The organism is Candidatus Gracilibacteria bacterium, from assembly GCA_028687475.1.
Lineage (GTDB): Bacteria > Patescibacteriota > Gracilibacteria > BD1-5 > UBA2023 > STC-74.
On record JAQUAB010000001.1, the window covers coordinates 307674 to 328480 of the forward strand.

20 protein-coding genes are annotated in these 20807 nt (G+C 39.8%); 8 read left to right on the forward strand and 12 right to left on the reverse strand.

Annotation, left to right across the window (positions count from 1 at the left end):
- Positions 1–31: 31 nt before the first annotated feature.
- Positions 32–1294 (reverse strand): serine--tRNA ligase, encoded by a 1263-nt coding sequence (serS, locus tag PHY14_01575; protein MDD2693599.1) that lies wholly within the window; start codon positions 1292–1294, stop codon positions 32–34.
- Positions 1295–1568: 274 nt separating this feature from the next.
- Between serS and PHY14_01580 the strand changes: the two genes are divergently transcribed.
- From PHY14_01580 to PHY14_01600, 5 genes are all read left to right on the forward strand, one after another.
- Positions 1569–1832 (forward strand): hypothetical protein, encoded by a 264-nt coding sequence (locus PHY14_01580; protein ID MDD2693600.1) that lies wholly within the window; start codon positions 1569–1571, stop codon positions 1830–1832.
- 162 nt (positions 1833–1994) lie between these two features.
- Positions 1995–3674, forward strand: coding sequence for a DNA polymerase III subunit gamma/tau (gene dnaX, locus PHY14_01585; protein MDD2693601.1), 1680 nt, complete (start codon positions 1995–1997; stop codon positions 3672–3674).
- Between the two features lie 198 nt (positions 3675–3872).
- A complete protein-coding gene (locus tag PHY14_01590; GenBank protein ID MDD2693602.1) occupies positions 3873–5033 on the forward strand; it encodes an AI-2E family transporter in 1161 nt (386 codons plus the stop codon).
- Entirely contained in the window at positions 5018–5926 is a 909-nt protein-coding gene (gene miaA / locus PHY14_01595; GenBank protein ID MDD2693603.1) for a tRNA (adenosine(37)-N6)-dimethylallyltransferase MiaA, read from the forward strand. The genes PHY14_01590 and miaA overlap by 16 nt, the downstream gene beginning before the upstream one ends.
- Positions 5907–6473: a hypothetical protein gene (locus tag PHY14_01600; GenBank protein ID MDD2693604.1), complete on the forward strand. Its 567-nt coding sequence runs from the start codon at positions 5907–5909 to the stop codon at positions 6471–6473. The genes miaA and PHY14_01600 overlap by 20 nt, the downstream gene beginning before the upstream one ends.
- 4 nt (positions 6474–6477) lie before the next feature.
- Here the strand turns inward: PHY14_01600 and PHY14_01605 are convergent, their stop codons facing one another.
- From PHY14_01605 to PHY14_01625, 5 genes are all read right to left on the reverse strand, one after another.
- Positions 6478–6984 (reverse strand): Sua5/YciO/YrdC/YwlC family protein, encoded by a 507-nt coding sequence (locus tag PHY14_01605; GenBank protein MDD2693605.1) that lies wholly within the window; start codon positions 6982–6984, stop codon positions 6478–6480.
- A 29-nt stretch (positions 6985–7013) separates the two neighbouring features.
- The gene (locus PHY14_01610; GenBank protein ID MDD2693606.1) at positions 7014–7364 is read right to left on the reverse strand and encodes a four helix bundle protein; all 351 of its coding nucleotides are present in this window, start codon (positions 7362–7364) and stop codon (positions 7014–7016) included.
- A 13-nt stretch (positions 7365–7377) separates the two neighbouring features.
- Positions 7378–8007 (reverse strand): thiamine pyrophosphate-dependent enzyme, encoded by a 630-nt coding sequence (locus tag PHY14_01615; protein MDD2693607.1) that lies wholly within the window; start codon positions 8005–8007, stop codon positions 7378–7380.
- 463 nt (positions 8008–8470) lie between these two features.
- The gene (locus tag PHY14_01620; protein MDD2693608.1) at positions 8471–10186 is read right to left on the reverse strand and encodes a 2-oxoacid:acceptor oxidoreductase family protein; all 1716 of its coding nucleotides are present in this window, start codon (positions 10184–10186) and stop codon (positions 8471–8473) included.
- Positions 10187–10320: 134 nt separating this feature from the next.
- A complete protein-coding gene (locus PHY14_01625) occupies positions 10321–10473 on the reverse strand; it encodes a hypothetical protein (protein MDD2693609.1) in 153 nt (50 codons plus the stop codon).
- Positions 10474–10595: 122 nt separating this feature from the next.
- Here PHY14_01625 and PHY14_01630 point away from each other — a divergent pair, with 122 nt between their 5' ends.
- On the forward strand, positions 10596–11042 hold the full coding sequence (locus PHY14_01630) for a hypothetical protein (protein ID MDD2693610.1): 447 nt from the start codon (positions 10596–10598) through the stop codon (positions 11040–11042).
- Positions 11043–11133: 91 nt separating this feature from the next.
- Here the strand turns inward: PHY14_01630 and PHY14_01635 are convergent, their stop codons facing one another.
- Positions 11134–12621: a Mur ligase family protein gene (locus PHY14_01635; GenBank protein ID MDD2693611.1), complete on the reverse strand. Its 1488-nt coding sequence runs from the start codon at positions 12619–12621 to the stop codon at positions 11134–11136.
- Between the two features lie 112 nt (positions 12622–12733).
- Here PHY14_01635 and PHY14_01640 point away from each other — a divergent pair, with 112 nt between their 5' ends.
- A complete protein-coding gene (locus PHY14_01640) occupies positions 12734–14857 on the forward strand; it encodes a hypothetical protein (GenBank protein ID MDD2693612.1) in 2124 nt (707 codons plus the stop codon).
- 115 nt (positions 14858–14972) lie between these two features.
- Here the strand turns inward: PHY14_01640 and PHY14_01645 are convergent, their stop codons facing one another.
- The 4 genes from PHY14_01645 to PHY14_01660 all read right to left on the reverse strand — a co-directional run bounded on the left by PHY14_01645 (position 14973) and on the right by PHY14_01660 (position 18670).
- On the reverse strand, positions 14973–16547 hold the full coding sequence (locus PHY14_01645) for an MBL fold metallo-hydrolase (protein ID MDD2693613.1): 1575 nt from the start codon (positions 16545–16547) through the stop codon (positions 14973–14975).
- Positions 16548–16626: 79 nt separating this feature from the next.
- Positions 16627–16923 carry a hypothetical protein gene (locus tag PHY14_01650; GenBank protein MDD2693614.1) on the reverse strand — a complete coding sequence of 99 codons (297 nt, stop codon included), beginning with the start codon at positions 16921–16923 and terminating at the stop codon, positions 16627–16629.
- A gap of 18 nt (positions 16924–16941) precedes the next feature.
- Complete coding sequence (locus PHY14_01655) at positions 16942–17067, reverse strand: hypothetical protein (GenBank protein MDD2693615.1); 126 nt, start codon at positions 17065–17067, stop codon at positions 16942–16944.
- Between the two features lie 16 nt (positions 17068–17083).
- Positions 17084–18670, reverse strand: coding sequence for a hypothetical protein (locus tag PHY14_01660; protein MDD2693616.1), 1587 nt, complete (start codon positions 18668–18670; stop codon positions 17084–17086).
- A gap of 178 nt (positions 18671–18848) precedes the next feature.
- Here PHY14_01660 and PHY14_01665 point away from each other — a divergent pair, with 178 nt between their 5' ends.
- Positions 18849–19436, forward strand: a complete 588-nt coding sequence (locus PHY14_01665) for an inorganic diphosphatase (protein MDD2693617.1) — start codon at positions 18849–18851, stop codon at positions 19434–19436.
- Between the two features lie 9 nt (positions 19437–19445).
- Here PHY14_01665 and PHY14_01670 read toward each other — a convergent pair whose 3' ends face one another.
- Positions 19446–20780: a hypothetical protein gene (locus PHY14_01670; GenBank protein ID MDD2693618.1), complete on the reverse strand. Its 1335-nt coding sequence runs from the start codon at positions 20778–20780 to the stop codon at positions 19446–19448.
- Positions 20781–20807: the final 27 nt, after the last annotated feature.

Consider the following 20807-nt stretch of genomic DNA (forward strand, 5'->3'; position numbering starts at 1 on the left):
TGTAATATTTCCATAATTATAGTACTAAAAATTAAATTGTTTCTCTTCCTCCCATAAACGGTCTGAGCACTTCTGGAATCGTCACAGTCATATCCTCATTCTGATAGTTCTCGATGATGGCGATGAGACAGCGAGAGAACGCAATCACGGTACCATTGAGTGTGTGGACGTAGTCGAGATTACCTTCGGCGTTGCGGTAGCGGATACCGAGACGGCGAGACTGGAACGAACCAACATTGGAACAGCTCGTCACCTCACGGAACTTGTCCTGCGCTGGCATCCATGCCTCGAGGTCGTACTTTTTCATGGCAGGATTTCCGAGGTCTCCAGAACACACATTGAGCTTCTGGTATGGGATACCGAGAGATTGCCAGATGGATTCCTCCAGAGCCACCATCTCATTGTGAACACTCGCAGAATCCTCAGGTTTTGCGAAACAGACCATCTCGATCTTGTCGAACTGGTGTCCGCGGAGGATACCTTTCATATCCTTCCCGTACGTTCCTGCCTCGCGACGGAAACATGCAGAATATCCGACGTATTTGATAGTGTTTTCTACATCGATAATCTCATTCCCATGATAGCTCGTGAGAGGAACTTCGCTCGTTCCGATGAGGAAGAGGTCGTCTTCACCTGGATTCACCTCATATATCTGTGATCGGTCAGCCGGGAAGAATCCTGTTCCATACATGGCAGGTTCGCGCACGAGATATGGAGGGATAACTGGCATGAATCCCTTTTTTACCATCTCGTTCATGACATATTGCATGATAGCGAACTGGAGGAGAACGAGATCACCCTTGAGGTACCAAAAACGTGCACCAGAGACTTCGGCACCCTTTTCGATATCAATCCATTCGCGAGCTTCTCCGATCTCATAATGAGCCTTCGGTGCGAAGTCGAACTTGCGTGGAGTTCCGAAAGTTGACTCAACCACGTTTCCAGAATCATCTGGACCGATGGCAGCCGTCGGATCGAGGAAGTTCGGAAGTGATGCAAGCATGAGCTTGTATTCCTCTTCTGTCTCAGCGAGATTCGTTTCCATTTCTTTGATTTTGTCGCCTACTTCTTTCATCTCAGCGATTTTTTCCTGTTTCTCGGTTGCATCCTTGAGAGCGGAGATTTCTTTCGATACCTTGTTGCGAACCGCTTGAAGGGTCTCGACTTCTTGTTGCTTGGCAAGTCGCTCCTCGTCTACAGCGATGAGACGGTCGAGGTCGAACTTGAGATTGCGATTCGCGATACTATCACGGATAAGTTCAGGATTGGTGCGGAGGATTTTGATGTCGATCATTGGATGAGAATTTAGAGATTATTTATGAGGGATTACAAGGAATTCTTTGTTTTGTCATACCGCAGGTATCCCTTCCAAAAAATCTTAAGAGATTTTGGTTGTATATCTCTCATAAATTGCAGGAAAAAGGAATTCCTCCATTGCATTACGGAATGACAAAAAAGAAAACTGCTCTGTAACTTGATGCTGATTATAGAAAGAAGCCAAGAAAATTCAATTTTTTCGGTATATTTCGTTTTTTGCATTTCTTGTATCAATATGCTAGTATTATTCTATGATTCTCCACCGACTCTTTCATCACAAACCAACTCCTCGTGATATCTGGCGCCAACGACTGGAAGCATTTTTCGTTGGTGCAGCAGTGATTCTTTTCTGGCGAGGCGTATGGAATCTCGCAGATCACTATCTTTTTCCGAGTAATCCGAATATTTCTGCATTCGCATCACTCGTTATCGGGATGGGCATTCTCATACTATCGCGTCGATTCGTGAATGAATTCATCGATGATGCCGTCGAGGAAGCTGAGAGATTTGAATAATTTTCTATAACGCAAAATCTCCTGAATTGTCAGGGGATTTTTTTGTTTTTTCCCACATTTTTCATATAGTAGCACTCGTAATAGAATGAAAAGCGTAAATTCCCATTTTTTGGATTTCTGTGATTTTTCATTATTCATTTTTAATTATTAATTTGCGAAGCATTGTCTCTCTATACGAAATATCGTCCCCGAGATTGGGATTCTGTCATCTCACAGGACTATATCACTACCATTCTCAGAAATAGCCTGAAGAGTGACCGCGTCGGCCATGCATACCTTTTTCATGGATCTCGTGGAACTGGGAAGACAACGAGCGCGCGCATCCTTGCAAAATGAGTCAACTGCACGAATCTCTGTGATGGGAATCCGTGTCATGAATGTGAGAATTGCCATGCCTTCGATAATGGAACAATGCTCGACTGTATCGAGATCGATGGAGCGAGCAATAACGGTGTCGAGAACGTCCGTGACCTCATCGAGAAAGCACGTTTCGAGCCGAACCAAGGAAAATACAAAGTCTATATTATCGATGAGGTTCATATGCTCTCAACGGGTGCATTCAATGCACTTCTCAAGACACTCGAAGAACCACCAGTTCATGTGAAGTTCATCCTCGCAACAACAGAAATAGAAAAAGTCCCAGAGACGATCCGTTCCCGTACACTGAGGTTCGACTTCCGAAAAATCACCACAGAAAACATCATCGCTCGACTCAAATTCGTCTGCCAGTCAGAGAATATCACCGCCGAAAAAGAAGCCATCGAACTCATCGCACGCGTGGCGCGTGGTGGACTCCGTGATGCTCTCACACTCCTTGAGCAGAATACGATTGATTGAGAAGTTCATGCGGAACATATCCGCTACACACTCGCACTGATTGAGGATTCTTTTATCGATGATATTATCGAGAAACTCCGAATCTCTGATATTGCAGGAATCCTCTCGGTTATCGAAAACCTCCGAACTGGACATATTGATGCGCGCGGACTCTTCGAACAGCTCCTCTATCGTCTTCGAGATTTGATGTTTGAGCATATTTCTGATGCCCACTTTTTCGAATACGAAGCCATATTCACGCTTCTCATGGAATGACATTCGAAAATCAAACTCATTCCTGATGGCATGATGCTGATCGAGATTACATTCCTCAAAATCGTGAAAAGAGGAGAAAGAATCGTAAATGAAAATTCAAACGTAGAATCTCCTAAAAAATCTACAGTTCCGCCTGTTCCTGAAGGACGGGGGTTCGGGGGTGGCAATCGTCCCCAGAAAGAAGATTGAGAAGAAACTGTACAAAATCGAGTTGACACCCCCGAGACCTTTGTTACTTTCGGTCACGAAAGTAAGGGGAATGTATCAAGAGATTCCTCGACTTCGCTCGGAATGACAAAAACACTGGATTCCTGAACGAGTCAGGAATGACAGGAACAAAGGGATTCTACCCACAAGGGGTATACTGACTATCTCCGAGAATGACAGAAACTATGAGACACTGGATTGCTTCGTTCCACTCGCAATGACACAAGCAAAAATCAACCTACCAACCCACCATCTGACCAACCCACTATTTCATCATTCTCCTTCCCTGCCCTCATTGCTCATTTCCGCACGGAGAATGCGGCACTCATGACCGACCTCAAAACCGCTCGATTCCAACTCCAGGATAATAATACACTTGTCCTGATTTTCTCGAAATCATGGAATCATGGACGCGTCGATACTCCGAAGACCAAAAATGCTATCACTGAAGCACTCGAGAAGCTTTTCGGATGAAAGTGGAAAGTGGAAACTCGACTCGAAGAATGAGGAACAGCGAATCTGAACGTCGATGATGTATTCTAAAAATGTTCATAAATACACCTTTTTGTCATTTCGACCGAAGTGAAACGGAGCGGAGAAATCCCTTTTTCTTGCAATTATAAGAAGAAACCTGCCAAAATCTCTTAAAGTGTATTTAAATCTCTTTTTGGGATTTTTTGCGTTTAGAAAGGTTTTCTATAGAATGTATCTATTCCTCTTCATCTTTACCTAAAAAGAAATATGATTCGCACACTTCTTCCTATTATATTTTCCGAGAAATTTTTCGAGAAAGTCATTGCCTATGCTCTTCTTGGACTCATCGCCTGGTCACTCTCAGACTTCCTTGCCCTGTTTTTCATCATATTTATCTGTGCGTATATATTTCTCGAAGCTGCAGAAAGTATCGCATCCCATATCCATGACTGGGGCGAAAAAGGGAAAAATGATACACGACATAAAATCGCTGCAAAATACGCTACTACCAATATCGTCGTAAGCATTCTCTATGTGATTTTTATCACTATGGTTACCTTTATCTTCATCAATATTGTTCCGAAAATTGCTGAAGATGTTCGAGAATTTGTATGAAAAGCTCCAATTATTGCGAGCCAATGACAAGAAATTATCAACAAAATCCAAGAAAGTACGACGATCGATCTCGGACTAGAAGAACTCACGCAGAATATTTTCAGCTCGAAAAATCTCGAATCTGTTGGTCAATTTATCCTCACGAATATAACTAGCGGAGGACTCATTCTCATGAAGTTCTTTATTGGACTCGCACTCTCGTATATATTCATCATCGAACGGAAGAAAATCGGAACCTTTCTCTGAAAAATCCGTAAAGGCAATTTTGCTTTTTTCTACGATGAATATGCGATTGTCGCGAAAAAAATCGGTGTTGGATTCGGTGTCATCTTCCGTGCACAGTCTATTATCGCGCTGGTAAATTCGATTCTCACTGTCTTGGGATTGATTGTTATTAGTTTTATGCATGGTGGATGATCATTTCCTTATATTATCACGCTCGCACTTGTAGTATTTATTTTTGGTTTCATTCCGGTTTTTGGTACGATTATCTCAGGAATACCAATTATCATCATCGCCTACGGATATGGCTGACTCTCTTCAGTTCTCTGAGTTCTCGTCATGCTGGGAGTAGTTCATGCTGTCGAAGCATATTATCTGAACCCAAAAATCGTGTCTTCGTACGTACATTTTCCCGTCTTCATTACTTTCCTGATTCTCACGATTTCAGAACACTTTTTCGGATTGATTGGACTACTTATAGGAGTTCCACTTTTCTCGATATTCATCGGACTTGTGGAAGACCTCGATAAATATATCAACTCCATCAAAAAAGAATATTCTCTGCGTGTACGAATATGAACGAATCCATAAAACAAAAACTCGATACATTTCTCTGAGTAGAAACGGAACTTCCGAAGATTATCGTCATCTATGGACCAACCGCTTGTGGTAAAACGGCACTTTCTCTCGATGTGGCAAAATACCTGAACACAGAAATCATCTCTGTCGATTCTCGGCAAATATATCGACATATGGATATCGGAACTGGGAAAATCACCAGAGAAGAAATGCAAGGTATTCCTCATCATATGCTCGATGTGATTGATCCAACTGTGAAATTCTCGGTCGTAGATTTTGTGAACATGGGACTTCCGATAGTCGAAAAAATCCAACAACAAGGGAAAATCCCAATTCTCTGCGGCGGAACATGACTCTATATCGATGGGATTCTCTATGAGATGGCGTATCCTGATACAAAGCCTGATTGGGAATATCGAGAAAAACTCGAGAAAATCCGACTCGAAGAAGGAAATGAAGTTCTCTGGAAAATGCTCGAAAGTGTCGATCCTGAATATGCGCATGAACTCGAAGTGAATAACTTTCGCTATGTGATGCGTGGACTCGAGGTCTGGCATGCGACCGGAAAATCCAAACGAGAATCAAAAGACAAAAAGAAAGCCCGTTTTGCACCGCTTTTTCTCACGCCATACACCGATGACCAAAGACCAATTCTCTACGAACGAATCAATAAACGTGTAGAAAATATGTTTACTTCTTGACTTATAGATGAGATTAAGTATATTGCGAATACGTTCGGTTCGGATTGCCTTGGACTCGCTACTATCGGATACAAAGAAGTGGTAGAATATCTCCATTGAGAACTCTCACTTGAAGCCTGTATCGCGGAAGTTCAACAACACAATCGGAACTATGCAAAACGGCAGATAACTTGGAATAAGAAATATGACTGCTTCAGTTTTTAAGTTCTCTTTTCGAGAGGTTTCACCAGAGAAATCCTTACAAGATCTCCGAACAGTTCCAGATAATACAGAAAGTATAGCCCTATTCCTCACTTCTCGATATCCTGAGGAAGTTGCTTTTTTGACTTCTGTTCTCACAGGTGAAGCCAAAGTAAGTCCGATTGTTAGACGAAGAGTGAGTATACAGCTTTATAGAGTAAGAAATGATTCATCTTTGTGATATTTTGATTGAAATACTCGAGAATCAATGTGAGCATTAAAGCTTTTATCAGTTTTTGAAGAAATCATGGCATCTCCTGAAGAGCCAGTGGAAGAAGTACTTAAACAGTTTGCCACAATCTATGGAGAATCATGAATACGATATCTTCTCAATGAGCAATATTTAGGAAATCTCATAGCAATATATTACCCTGAAAGAATCGGTCATATTGATACGAAAAAATTAACTCAATCACTTGTTCGTTGCTGACATTGATGAGAATCAGTTATTGAATTATGGCAAGAAAATCATATGTTCACTTCTTCTTATCAAAATCAGTCTGAGTCCTAAAATTTTACTTTCGGAGATATTTCACTTCACCATCCTCTCAGAACTCAAAAATATCCGATGGTGGCTCATCACAGATTCCTCCATCGACTCATTTCAATCATGGAAAATATTCTCTCGCTTCGGCGAGAGTTTTTGATTCTGGATTTCCAGAAATATTCGCTGAAGTGAGAAAAAGTGGATACGATAAATTATCGCGAATATCTGCAATAATACATTTTTCCGCTACACGAAGCGATATTTTCTCATAGGTTATTGGATTGAGAAATTCTGGCAAAACAAAATCTTCGCGCTTTTTCCCGAGAATACTCCATGGACGAGGGTATTTTTTCAGGAACTCTATCTGTTCATCCGTAATTTCGATATATTTCTGGAGATCTTCATAATCCTTCACCAACCATGCAAGCGGCTTCGTGAAATCCCGTCCTTTCAGACGATAGATTTCCTGGTAATCCTGCTCAGTGAATTCACCTGCAAGACCGTAGCATGTATCAGTAGGAAGAAGAAATATCAATGTATAAATAAATAATGAACAAATAACAATTAAGGATTTTTTGTTGTTTTTATACTGGAAATGAGCATTCTCAGAAGTTCTTTATTTGCTTCAAGAAATTCTTTGTATTCATCAAGCTCCACAAATCATCAAGCATAAAGCAACTCTATCCAATATTCTGTTTCATTTGCCTCTTTTAGAGCAATATGAAGTTTTGAAATGAAATCAGGACGACTCTGAGCATATTCCGCCTCTCGAATTAAGGCACCAATTGCTGTACCACTTCGAAGAAATTGTTTCGATAAAACAAATTCTTTCTTTTCAGAAATAAGAAATTGAGAAAGTCTTACAACTGCCAACGCAAAATGAAAGCTTTTTTCTTTGAGAATATTTTCTTTCATATATTGTTCACTGTTAATTGTTATTTGTTCATTGATTTACTGCCCATCGTCTAAAGCTCGGACAATCCTGTTCAACGTCAATATGAGAAAATCCCTTGTGCTCTATTGCTGCTTTGATAATTTCTTTCAATTCTTGGAAATTTTTGGATTGTGCCTTTTTCGTGAACTTGCATCCTGCATGTTCCGCAAGTGCTATCGGATTGAGTGGAGCAATGAGATTCCCTTCTGGAGCAGTCTTGGTCACTGCACCAATCGGAGTCGTTGGAGAGGATTGTCCAGTCGTGAGTGCATAGTTCTCGTTATTGAAGACGATATATGTGATATCAAGGTCTCGACGACACGAGTGGATAAAATGCCCCATACCGATTCCATAGCCATCACCATCACCACCAACTGCAACCACCGTGAGTGATGGATCCACCATCTTCACACCAGTAGCAAATGGAAGAGTACGACCATGAAGTGTTTCTGCCGCATATCCATCGATATACTGAGAGGCCTTTCCAGAACAACCTACTCCAGAAACTACCACACGCTTGTGTGATGGAATTCCGAGTTCCTTGAATGCATTTTTGATTGCCATGATGATGAGGAAGTCTCCGCAACCAGGACACCATTGGATGTTTGTGAGTCAAGAGCGCATATTTTATAAAAAGTTTGATTTTAAGAAGTTTTCTGATATGATACTCGTGTATCACGATTGAAAGACGTTGTCTCGAGTATTGCACTCTAGGTGGTGTCTTTTTTTATGTATTCGAGTTTCGTTCGTTTATTTGTCAGCGAATCGATGACGAAAAAATTTATTCCAATTCAAGTTGCCATCATTGATCACGAATGGCAAGATTCACATTTTGACTATCGATAAACACGTATGTCTTTTCTCATTGAATGCTTGTGAGTCAAGAGCGCATAGAATTTTACTTATTACTTAAAGTGTTGGAAATTACAACCCCGAATCCTTGAACCAATCTGGAAGTTTTTCTTGGTTTTCCATGAAGCATACCAAATACATTTCCAACAAATTGCTTATGTGCTTCTGAATTTATTACTTTCGGTAATCAATATGAAGAAACTCTAATACCAGGCATTCAATTTTTCATAAACATTTAGATTAAAGAATTAAGATCTTCCATATAGAACGGAAGGAGATCATATTTCCTGAGGTTTCCGATTTCGAGTCCTGCGATATACGCGAGTCCAAGCTCTTTTGTGAGGTATCCTTCGAGCTGTCCTGAGTAGTTGTTCTCGACAAAGACGATTTTCTCACACTTCGCGAATTCATCACGAAGACGAACATCGACTGGTGCAAGGAACTTGATAATCACGAGTCCCCATTCTGGATTCTGTTCGACAAATGCTCGTGCCGTGTAGGCATTGAAACTCGTCGTTACCATCTTTTTCTTCGCACTTGGATTTACCACTTCATATCCGTAGATTCCCTCTTTTTCGAAGAAGTTCTGGAGTTTCTTTGCTCGTTTTTCAGTCATTTTCACCTTCATCAGCATATCCTCAGTCGTCGCACCATATTCGTCATGTTCGTATGATGTCGCAATGAAGTCACCTTGTTCAGTTCCCACACGGACATATGGAGAAATACCGTCATCCGTGAGCTCATAGCGTTTGTAGTCAGTGGCTGGATTTGTAATCAATTTTCCACGTTCAACTGGTGCAGGTACGAGTTCCCCGATTGACACCTTTCCTTCTGAGAATTGCTTGTCCGTAAGGAGAATCACGGTTGTCTGATATTTCTGTGCGATATTGAGCGACTGTCCGCCCATGTAATATCATTCTTCCATAGAGGAAGGAATCATCACGACATTCTCGATGTCACCAAAAGTCGGACGCACTGCATAGAGCATATCACCCTGTTCATGATAGGTCGGAGTTCCTGTGCTTGGACCCGCGCGTTGAGAAAGCACAGCCACAATCGGAAACTCAGCCTCAGCAGCAAATGAAAGTGCCTCCGTCATGAGTGCAAATCCTCCACCTGAAGTCCCCACCATCGCACGAGCTCCAGTAAATGAAGCTCCAAGAGCCGCATTCATCACAGCAATCTCATCTTCTGCCTGAAGATATGGAATACGTTTTGCATTCACAATCTCAGAAAGAATCGTCGAAGCGGGAGTCATCGGATACGCTGAATAGAACTCGAGTTCACTATCCATCGCACCGTAGGCAATCGCCTTATTTCCGTAAGTGAGTTGCTTTGGTGTCCGTCATTCCTGCGGAGGCAGGAATCCAGAGTCTCAGGCACCTGGATTCTTTCCCCACAGGGGATAAACTCGCTCAGAATGACGGGAACGCCCGATTTCCGCATATTCTTTCAAAATCTGCAAATTTTTCGCAACCGTTTCCTCTCATTTCTTCTGGAAAGATTTCGCGATCCATGGCTCAAAAGCAGAAATATCTACACCGATATATCCAGCAAGCATCCCCACAAGATAGGTATTTTCGTATTTGTCCTGGATGAGCGGATCGATGACAACAAAATCCGTACGAAGCGTCGGAAAAGCGATTTCCACTTTTTCTATCCATTTCTTGTTCGCAATGAGAAGCCCTCACTTTCTGAGATCCACGAGATTTGGGGTGATATTTTTCTCATTGAGTGAAATGAGCACGTCGACTTCACGAGCAATATAGGGCGATGCGGAACAGATGTTCACATCGTAGAAATTGAGTCCACCCTTGATGATCGACTGATATTCACTGTCAGTGATCACATTGTATCCCAAAGTGGAGAAAGTATTGGCGATGATATCCATCACCGAGTGCATACCGAGACCAGCTGGCCCTGCGATGCGGATTCCGTAGCGATTTTGCATGAGAGAAAAGTTCGATTTTATGGCGGAAGTATAGGGAAAAAGAATGAAAAATCAAACCATAAAAAACCCTAACCAAAGTTAGGGAAAGGAAAAATATTTATCAACAAAACTACTGGGATTAAAGTAAGAAATAATTACATAACCATCAATCCAAATACAATATTCAATATCGTGAACCAGAACCAATATCCTCGTGGAGTATTATCTTTCAGATAATTCGCGCCGAGATGTGATATGATAAGTGTCATAATAGTTGTCCAGATGAGATGTCATGGTGAGAGATTCATGAGATGATATTACTGAAAAGTTCAGGAAAGCAAAATATAGAACCTCTTCTTGTCCAAGAATTTGACATTAATAAATAAAAAGAATATATTTACTCAAAATACTTATCTATAATATCAGCACCATGACTGAAAAACTTAACTTAGGAGAATCGCTTATACAAGATAATGTAAAAGAAGTTCCAAATACAAAGACTCAATTCTATTTTGAGGCTATGGCGTTATATGGCCCTGATATGAGTATTTATCAAAGGAATAATGTTTACTCTATAGGAGGCATACAAGAATACTTAAAATCAAAACCAAATATATTCTATCTAGACCTAGACTTCCTCTCCAAAGAGGATGCAATAGATTGATTAAGAGTATTGAAATGGTTATGTATTCTTATTGATCGAAGAATTGATCTCAATCAGAGACTATGAAGATCTAAAAATGAACCAGAAAAAAGTGAAGTAATCAATTTACTATGAAATGGCGGACTAAAACAAGATATATCGAGACTTAGTGTAAAGTATCCGCACTTACTAGATAAAATGTTTGAATTCATAAATAAGTTACCACGAGGATAGTATCAATACGGTAAAACTGTTATATCGGGATTTTTTATACCACCTCTCGGAAAGAGGTGGTATATTATGTTTTCTGAATCTGTAAAATCATCTAAAATATATCATATCTGAGTCCATCCACATCCCCTGCCCCGAGGAGCAATATTACCGAAGATCTAGGATTTTGTTCATCATATTCACGAATGATTTTGGTAGTATTTTCAAGTCCCTTTCCATTTAGTACCATGTCTGATTCCTTATCTTGCATCTTTAATTTTGCATCTTTAATCGCGGCCACAAGCCGCTCTGTCGTCATCCACTCAACATCTTCTTTCTTATCTCGAGAGAAATAAATATCTGGAATTACGAGTGTCGAAGCATCAGAAAAACTTATTGCGAATTCTTGCAAGAGTTCGCGAGTACGAGAATATTGGTGCGGTTGGAAGACTACGTAGAGCTTCTTGTCTGGATATTTTTCGCGAATGGCATGCAGGGTGGGTCGAATCTCATTCGGATGATGACCATAGTCGGACATGAGGATATTCCCATTTTTTGTCGTTTTCACAATCTCAGAACGTCTCCATGAACCACGATACGACTCAAGCTTCGGTACAATGATATCATCCTGCATCCCGAGCAGTCGTCCTACCGTATATGCGAGATACGCATCCTGAAGGAGATGATCGCCAGGAACCTGGAGGTGGAGCTCTGGAAGTGGCATATCCTTCTCGACGGTGTAGCATTTTTTTCCGTTGCAACACATCTCTTCCACACGCGGAAAATAGACGATTTTCCCATTTCCAACGATGATTTTTTTCTCATCAGGAATCTGGAGTTTCCGAGAATTATCATCATCCGCAGAGATGATTACAAATCCTCGCGTCTGATCAACAATTGACTGGAATGCGGAAATATAATCCTCAAGATTCTGGTAATAATCCAGATGATCGAGGTCGATATTCGTAATAACCGTGATATATGGATGATATTGGAGAAATGAACGCTTGTACTCACACGCCTCGATGACAAAATTTTCTGCCTGAATCTCAGTGTAGAAATTCGTATTCCCGAGCTGTGGAACCTGCGTCCCGATGATCGCCGAGCACCCTGGTGCCGTCGGCACATATGCGAAGCTTCCATCTGCAGGGATTTCTATCGTGGGATTATCCGTATACTCGTTCGCGAGCATGAGCGTCGTCATGGCCGTCGTCGTCGACTTTCCATGAGAACCCGTGATTGCGATTCCCTGCTTCGCATTGAAGACTTTACCGAGCGCAACTGGATAGGAAATATGTCGAATGTTAAGTTCTCGGGCTTTCGCAAGCTCTGGATTCGAATAAATCTGCTCTTCTGGTGTGAGATCTGGCTTCGTGATAATCGCCTCGGAATAGATAACGAGCTCTGTATCATCTCGGAGATTGTCTGCCGTGTGTCCGATGTGGATATCGAATCATTCACTTCTGAGTGTATCGAGAAATGGTGAATCCGCGCCATCCGAACCAGAGACAGTATAACCAAGGTGCTTGTAGTAGCGAGCAAGAGCCGAGACTCCGATGCCGCCAATGCCGATGACGTGAAGGTGTTTTTGAGTATTTTGCATGGGCGGAATTATATGAGAAAGTGAAGAAAAGGCAAAAAATGTCTACATTTGACAAAAACTAAAATAAATATATTATGCAGAATATTAACAGTACTTTTTAATATTCACTTTTATGGATACTCCTGAAACTTCACAAGAAAGTATTCCCTGATTAAGATGTTTTCTGGAAGCGTTATATGCAAATAGAAGTCATCTTGATGAAATGATGCGAGCTCGTGATAACATATATTATTATACTTTTAAAGAAAAATTTTTTAATCAAATTGATGCTAAAAGTGGTTTAAAATATGGACAAGTTCAACACCTCATTGCATTATTATCCAGTGGTTGAGAAATTCCTAGTATTGATACGATAGAAAATTGGCTACAACAAGGAAAAATCGTTCATGTCACACTTCCAATTTTTTCTCGTTTACATGCGTCTAGTAATTTAGGTTGAGTAATTCTTTATGTTTATGATGAAAAAAAACAAAAATGAAATTTTTATGATATACATGGAAATATAATTCCTTGGAACACTTTGGAATGAGTAGAAGACAATAGTAAAATCAATCGCGTTGAATATCCAAAGAAAATAAAGGAAACTTCATGAAATGGATGAAAAGAAGCAAAAAATATATTTCCACTTATGTGATTATTTTTTGAAGAATGTACGAATAGCAACGGAGAAAAAAGATGGAAGATTTTATCACCCGCAATAAAAAATCCAAGAAATTGATCTCATGCATTTGAAATAGTAATACATTCTCCAAGTTGAGAAGATAACGGCATTTGAGTATACCCTGCACAAATGATTTTTCACGACGGAGATTCATCTATTAAATGAAATTATGGAGAAGTGCATGTAAATAAGCTCTTTAAAGCAGTATACGGTCTCAACGGAAATATGTGATGTGCCATAGTAGTGGATGAAAATAACTGCGCGTATAAAATTCATAACCAAAATACCCCAGGTATTGAAGTATGAATAGAATATATAGGATGAGAAGACCACTACATAAGAAATAAAATTAGTACTTTCTTGATTGAGTGAGAACCAGTAAAGGATATTGATGGTTTTAATATAGTTAGTCCAGCACAATTATTTTCTCCAAAATCGATTCAACTTCTTTGAGAAGAAATTGAAAAAGAATGACTTCAAAGTATTGTTGATAAAACAAAAAAACATGTAAAAGATAACATAGAGTTTTGCAAACCAATTGAAACTCAAGAAGAATTCGAATCGTTCTTAAAAGATTTTGTTTCTCCATATAATTCCTATAGTAGTAATGATTTAGAAAATCTCCTCAAAAATCTTTGAGTAAACGGTAGAGTTACCACACAAAATATTTTAACGATACATCATCATAACTTTTCAGCGTATTTTATTCAAACAGAAAAATATGGAACCTATATACTTGGATTTGATGGACTTATAAAAGCAGATACTTTTACCTCTCCTTCTCAACCAAGAAATACACCAGAAGAGATAAAAAATAATCCATATTATGAATCATTTGCGCAGGCAAGAAATGTAATTTCTCAGTTTTTCAATCCTGAAAAATACCAAAAATTATCAAAAGAAGAACTCATAAATATAGTCCAATCAGAAATTGCAGTTTTACCAAACGGAACGCAAGACGAAAACGATATAAATGAAAAAATTCTTGCTACTTTTGAACTTTTAAGAAGATGAGAAAATATTAAGACTCTTTTTCAAAATATAATAGTATCAAAAAGACTCAAGCTCATGATGATTGAGATTATGTGAGATAAAGACAATCTCATAGAAATCATGATTCAAAATGGTCTTGTAAAACCAGAAGAATTAATCAGTTCATCAAAAACTCAAATCAGAAACGCATATTCTAATATGAATATCATTGATTCAATATTGAAAAGTATAGGATATACATGAGAAAGAGGTAGAGTTGATGCTTTTGTTTTATGAAAAGTAAAAAAATCAGAAAAGTTGTTAAAAGTTTGATGAGATCATCCTAATAGTTTAGAGATATATTGTGAAATATTATTACTCCACCTTCAAAATATTGAGTGGAATATTGAAAATACTCATTTTAAAAAATTAACAAGAATCATAAAGAACATAAAACAATTTATAAAATTAGTTCGTAGTGAAATTCTAGAAAATTCAGACCATTTCTTTATGAGATGAGTGAGAAATGAAAAAGAATATAAATTATATATTGAGTTTTGTCTCAAATCACTTGAAGAAAAATGTAATCACATTATACCTTAATACACCCCCACCCTCCGCCCACCCGCGGCTGGTGGGCTTTTTTTATTTCTTCTTCGCATGATAGAGATACACATACCCGAGGAAGAAAAATATTCCATACAGCAGTATAAATCTATTATCGGGAAAGATTATTGTAGACCTCATCGACGAAACTCTTAACCGTGAGTCAGGATTTCGCACGCTCGAAGTGAAGTCGATATTTATTCAGGAGGAGATCATGATTGCAGAAGTTCGCACCGAGACACATCCAGAGTCGATAGATTTTTTTCGGATCGAGTCGATGCCAGAAGTTCGAGTAGAGTTCCTGACGACCATCGAGAAAATCGACAATATCGAGAAGCCAATAATCCTCGTCGACTTGAAGTTCAGATGAATATGGAACTTCACGGAACGCGACATCTGCGAGTGAATACTCGAAAATAATCCATTGTTCCTGTCATTCCTGCGTAGGCAGGAATCCAGAATCTGTAATACTTTCTAGATTCCGGGTCAAGCCCGGAATGACAGAAACCTTGAGTCCAATCCGATAACATCCATCATGATTTTTGATGAGCGCCGACCGAAGCGAAGCAACTGCCGATGCTGACCAATACGGAAGGAATCGAGTATTGAGTACTTCAAAAATTCGCTTTTTCGCTCCGTCTATATCGAGATTCTCTCGTGGAAAAAGTGGAGCCTCAGCATAGAGGCGAGGATCAGTACTCTCGAGATTCCCATGTTCGCGATCGATGATAAGTTCTCCGATAGGACATTCTTTTCTTCATGTTTCGATATTTGCATTCTCGACACGATACTGTCGACCTGGAAGGAGCGCCTTCTGAGGAAATTCATAGCCACACTCGCGAGCAATATCTGACTCCATGGATGCAATCTCTTCGAGTGGAAAAATCTGCACACGAGCATAATCGAGCGAAAAACGACGCGGATAGACAATTCCCTGCCCGATAAATCCTCGCACCAGGTTCGGAATCTCGTACATGTTCGGAAAGTTCGCGAAATCCTCATATTCTCCTTTCTGATACGAGAAATACATTTCCTCTTTTCGTCCGGCAATATATTCATCGCGGAAGGCTTTTCGTTTTTTGATCGGAAGGTCGAGGACCGGAAGTTGCCCAGGAAGCTCATTGCGACTCGCGAGATAGCAGACGGTCTCATATGGTTTTTTCGAAAGAATGCGAAAAAGTTGTTTTTGTGTATCGAGATCATCTTCTTCCGGAAGTGTATCGATCTCCGCAAAAAGCAGTTCTCGATCGTTTTCTATCGAAAGCATCATTACATCATCCTCATTAGTGATGGTATTCTGTGGGAACATATGTCCCGTGATACCGATTCCCTCATAGCGGAATGCCTGATGTGGGTACAATATCTCGATATGAATCTCTGGGATATATTCCCGAATCAGTGGTACTACAAATGCGAGCGTATACGGAAGAAGCAGGATCGGATTCGCATTTCTATAAATAGGCAACAAAGTATATGGATCAAGATGATCCGTATGTGAATGCGATACATAGATAATATCGACGGTTTTGATATTCTCCATATCGAGTTCGACCTTCACACTGCGTTCCATGAGGTCACCGACAGAAAAATCTGAGAGCCAACCATCTACCATGATGCGAATATTGCGACCAGCATCATTCGCGATATCGACGAGGAATTCTGTATGTCCGAGGGGAGTTATAATCATAAGAGTATTTTAGTTGTTTTAAGGAAAAAGGAACGTTGCCGTTCCTTTGAATGAGTCATCTATCGATAGAGTTTCTATTTTACTGCATATTAGAAAACGATCACTGAGGAAGCATATCCTGAAGAGCTTTCTCGAGTTCAGTTTTCTGACTCTCGATCATGCCACTTGCTGTTGAGAGAATTAGTGGTTTGATCATTTCTGTCACCTTTCCCATGATCGCTTCTGGATTCGTTGCGATGAGATAGAGAAATCCGAAAATAATAATCCATTTGAAAAATCTCATTACCATAGCCGTTTTGCGACGAGATTCTTGTTTGGTAATTATTTGATAGAGTTCTTCGAGCTTTTGCTCGTTGGTAAGTTGCTGATCAGACATAGAAAAGTAGAAAATGAATTATTCAACCGATACCGCAGATTGAGGATCAACTGGTGTAGTCATATCGATATAGACAACCACTCCTGTTCCAACAATCGACAGAATGAGAGCAATAACTGTGAGAGTAATGAGAAATTTGCGCATAGAAAAAATATGAGAATTATTCGTTTGACTCTGAAAAATCGATGTCTGAGATATCATCAAACTCAGAACTATCCTCGATGAAAGTTTCTGGTGGTTCCAATGCACTGATTGCATCGATGAATTCTTTGAATGGTTTTGTCTCGGATGGAACATTGATTTTTCCAGAGAAATCAGAACGTTTCGCGATAACGTCTACTTCAAAATGTGCCTTTGGAGCTTCCATTGTATCTGTATCATCTGTTGGAATCGCCATATCAAGTATGAGAGAAAAGCGTTCTGGAGTTGCGCGAAGTCCAACATCAGCATTGAATGATTCTACATTTCCAGATTTCACTACGATCGGACCACGAATCATATCATCAGATCATTTTTCGAGATCAAGTGCGAGTGTATTTCCGATAACCGCTCCGTGAATATGAAGAGCTGCGAGAGCTTTATTGAGAATTTTTCCTGTCCATGTAGCACTTCCAACACCGAAGTTCATGTTCCCTTCGAATGAACCGTCTTTAGCATTTTTGTGATTCATCGTCACTGTGAATCCTTGTGCAGGAGATGAAAGTGTTGTCGTGAGTTCTGCGAGACGCTCACCATCATACTTCAATGTTGCAATCAGTTTTCCGACTTCAGTTCCATCTTGACTCATACTGATAGTGAGATTCTTTTCTCCTGTCTTTGATTTTTCTGTAGCGATAGAAAACGCGTTCCCCCCTGTTGTTGCCGTGAGAGCAAATACATCAACATCTTGATGAAGTGCTATCTTTGTTGACTCATTTTGCTCAGTCGTGAGCGCGAGTTGCATATCGAAATACTTCGGATTCTTCGGATCATAACTCACTACTCCAGTTCCCTGAAGTGATGCAAGATTCTCAGAAAACTCTTTCTTATCTTCATCTGTCATCCCGCTTCCTGTCAAACGAATAGTTACCACATCAACCAGAGAAACGATATTTTGAACATCCAACATCACTTCGTAGCTCTGAATCGAACCAGACATTCCGAGATCTTTTGTCTGTTGAAGCACTGGATATTTCGTGAGATAGCCCTCAACCTCATCAAGAGTCAGAGAAGAAAGTGACTCAGAAATCTTATACGAAAGTGCATCACTCTCCGTTGCTCCAGAGAATGAATCCCTCATATCTTCTTTTGTGAGAGCAAGCCAAATATTACTATATTTCTGAATAACACCCATCACATCTTCACTGAGCATATTCATTTGTTTGAGATCCTTCATGAGGAAATACGCATCACCTTCATGAGAAATGATGCCAAGTGTATCAAGTGATATTGATCCTGATGCTATAAGTGCCTCATATGACAAAAGAAGATTTCGTGCCGTGAATTCTGCATCTCGCCCATTTACCTTCGATGAATAGTCACTAGAAAAAACGCCACTCATAAATCCAGGAACAGAAGCAATCATTTGCATAGAACCATCAACAGCATATTTTTGATTCATTCCGAGGTCTTTCCCGATTTCACGGAGAGATTCTATCTGAGATTTCACATGAGAATTGTACATTCCAGTGAAGTCAGTGGGAGCACCTGTGAGCGAACAAGAAGCAAAAAATGGAACGAGAAGCAGTGTGAGATATTTTTTAGACATAGAAATAAATAAGGATAATGTCACCTAGTATAGGAAGGAAGGGATTCTTATCAAGGGAAAAATCCCGTATCTATATACAAAATTATTTTATCAATTATACATAAATATATTGAAGAGAATTTGATTTTTCTGATTTTTTCATATTCTATCTTCATTCCTATATTCTAATTTTTTTCTCATGGCCAATATCGACCACGCACCAAGCAAATACATGCTCAATCTTCTTCATGTTCTCCCTGCTTTTGCTGACGAAGGTGAGAATCGTATCAATACTATCATCGAGCTCAACTCCATGACTATCAACAAATACGAAATCATCACGGAATCAGGTCAACTCAAGCTCGACCGTGTCGGATATTCTTCTCTCTCATATCCATTCGCATATGGAGCAATCCCTTGCACTTGGGATGAAGATGGAGATCCACTCGATGTAGAGATTGTTGGTGTGACTGAGCCACTTATCCCTGGGTCTCTCGCAGAAATCCGTATCATCGGTATCATGAAGTTCAATGATGGTGGTGAAGTTGATGATAAGGTTATCGGTGTTATCGCTGACGACAAGCGTATGGATCATATCACGAGCTACGAACAACTCGGTGCTCACTGGCTCAAGGAGACAACTTACTACTGGGAACACTACAAGGATCTCAAGAAGCCAGGAACTTGCCGTGTGGATGGATTCTTCGGGGTCGAAGAAGCGAAGAAAATCATCAAGGAATGTGAGGAACGTTATGAGAAAGAATATAAACCAAAGTTCAATGCCTAAAATAATCCCCTACCGAGTTGGTGGGGGATTATCGCGCATGAATTCTATAACATTAGATAGTGGTATTTTTCATGCATTTCTTTTTTCTCGAAATTCAGCATTATTTGAGTATATCTCAATTGCAGCAATGAGTCACTGCCATAAATTTTTCCATACTCCTGAATGAGAAGACTGTGCCAATATTCATCGAAATGCCATTCTTGCTGCATCTTGATCATCATGAACTCAATCCAACGCTATAATAATTTCTTGCCAGGAAGTGGACGAGGCATTAATTTTATTGGTATCCAGTAAAATAATGAGGCTCTGTAAGAATGGGCGCAGTACCTTTACTACAAATGATCCGTCACCGACTGCAACACGTCAGTTCTTCTTCGTACTGGAAAGTGTATGATCTAGTCCATTTAATAAGAGTTCTTCTATATAATTCTTCCACTCCTTATTCTGTGGTAGTATTTCCACGGGATTATCAGTATCTTTTTGAGAAAGGTTGGATTCTCCTTCTATGAGAGGAACTTGAGTTGTTGGCGAAGAAATATTCTCCCTAATTCCATTCATTGCACTATCAATACGGTTCAGGGTCTCCATCCTGAGTTTTTCTTGTCTGGTCTCTACTCTCATACCTTCAACTCTTTGCCTCATAACTCCTAATTCCTGAAGATGCTTCTCAGTAAATGGTCAGGAAAGAATATTGTCCAATCGTGCCTGAATCTGACCCATCTTTTGTGCTGGAGTTTCTGAATTATGCTGGAGTTTCTGAATTATATCAATACTCACAAAACGCCCTGATGGTTCTCTGGGTTTAGGATTGGATTGGGCTATACCCCCTTCGTCTTCGGATGAGGTATTTTTATGTTGAATGACCTTCTGGGAAGATGCAAGAATACTTGAGACTTCATCTTCCAGAGTAAGAATATTTCCAATAGGATTGTATTTACGAGAACAAAGCAATCGAGAAAAAAGTCAAAAATATTGGCGCTTCTCTTCTCTATTGAGTGATGACTTGGGGCTTAGTGGTATATTAGCTATATCTCGAACAATGCTTGGATTCTTCTCAAAATTCATCATCTGGAGACCTAACTCAAACTGAACAAGAGACATCTTACTTATACTAAGGTATTTTTTACGAAGCAGTTGGAGTTTGGCAATAATATTTTTCTTCTTTCCAAGAGAAAGCGAGGAATCTTGAATATAAGCAATCCATGCGTCGCAATAAGCCACTCCTAATGAAATAAAATCTTGTTGAAGACTTGTTATCCATACAAGAAAATCACTATCACGTTTTTGATTATTATCTATGCTCTGTTGATAAGTATCAAGGAAAATCTGCTCGGAAGTATTCATAGAATAAAAATAGTTAATTATTAATAT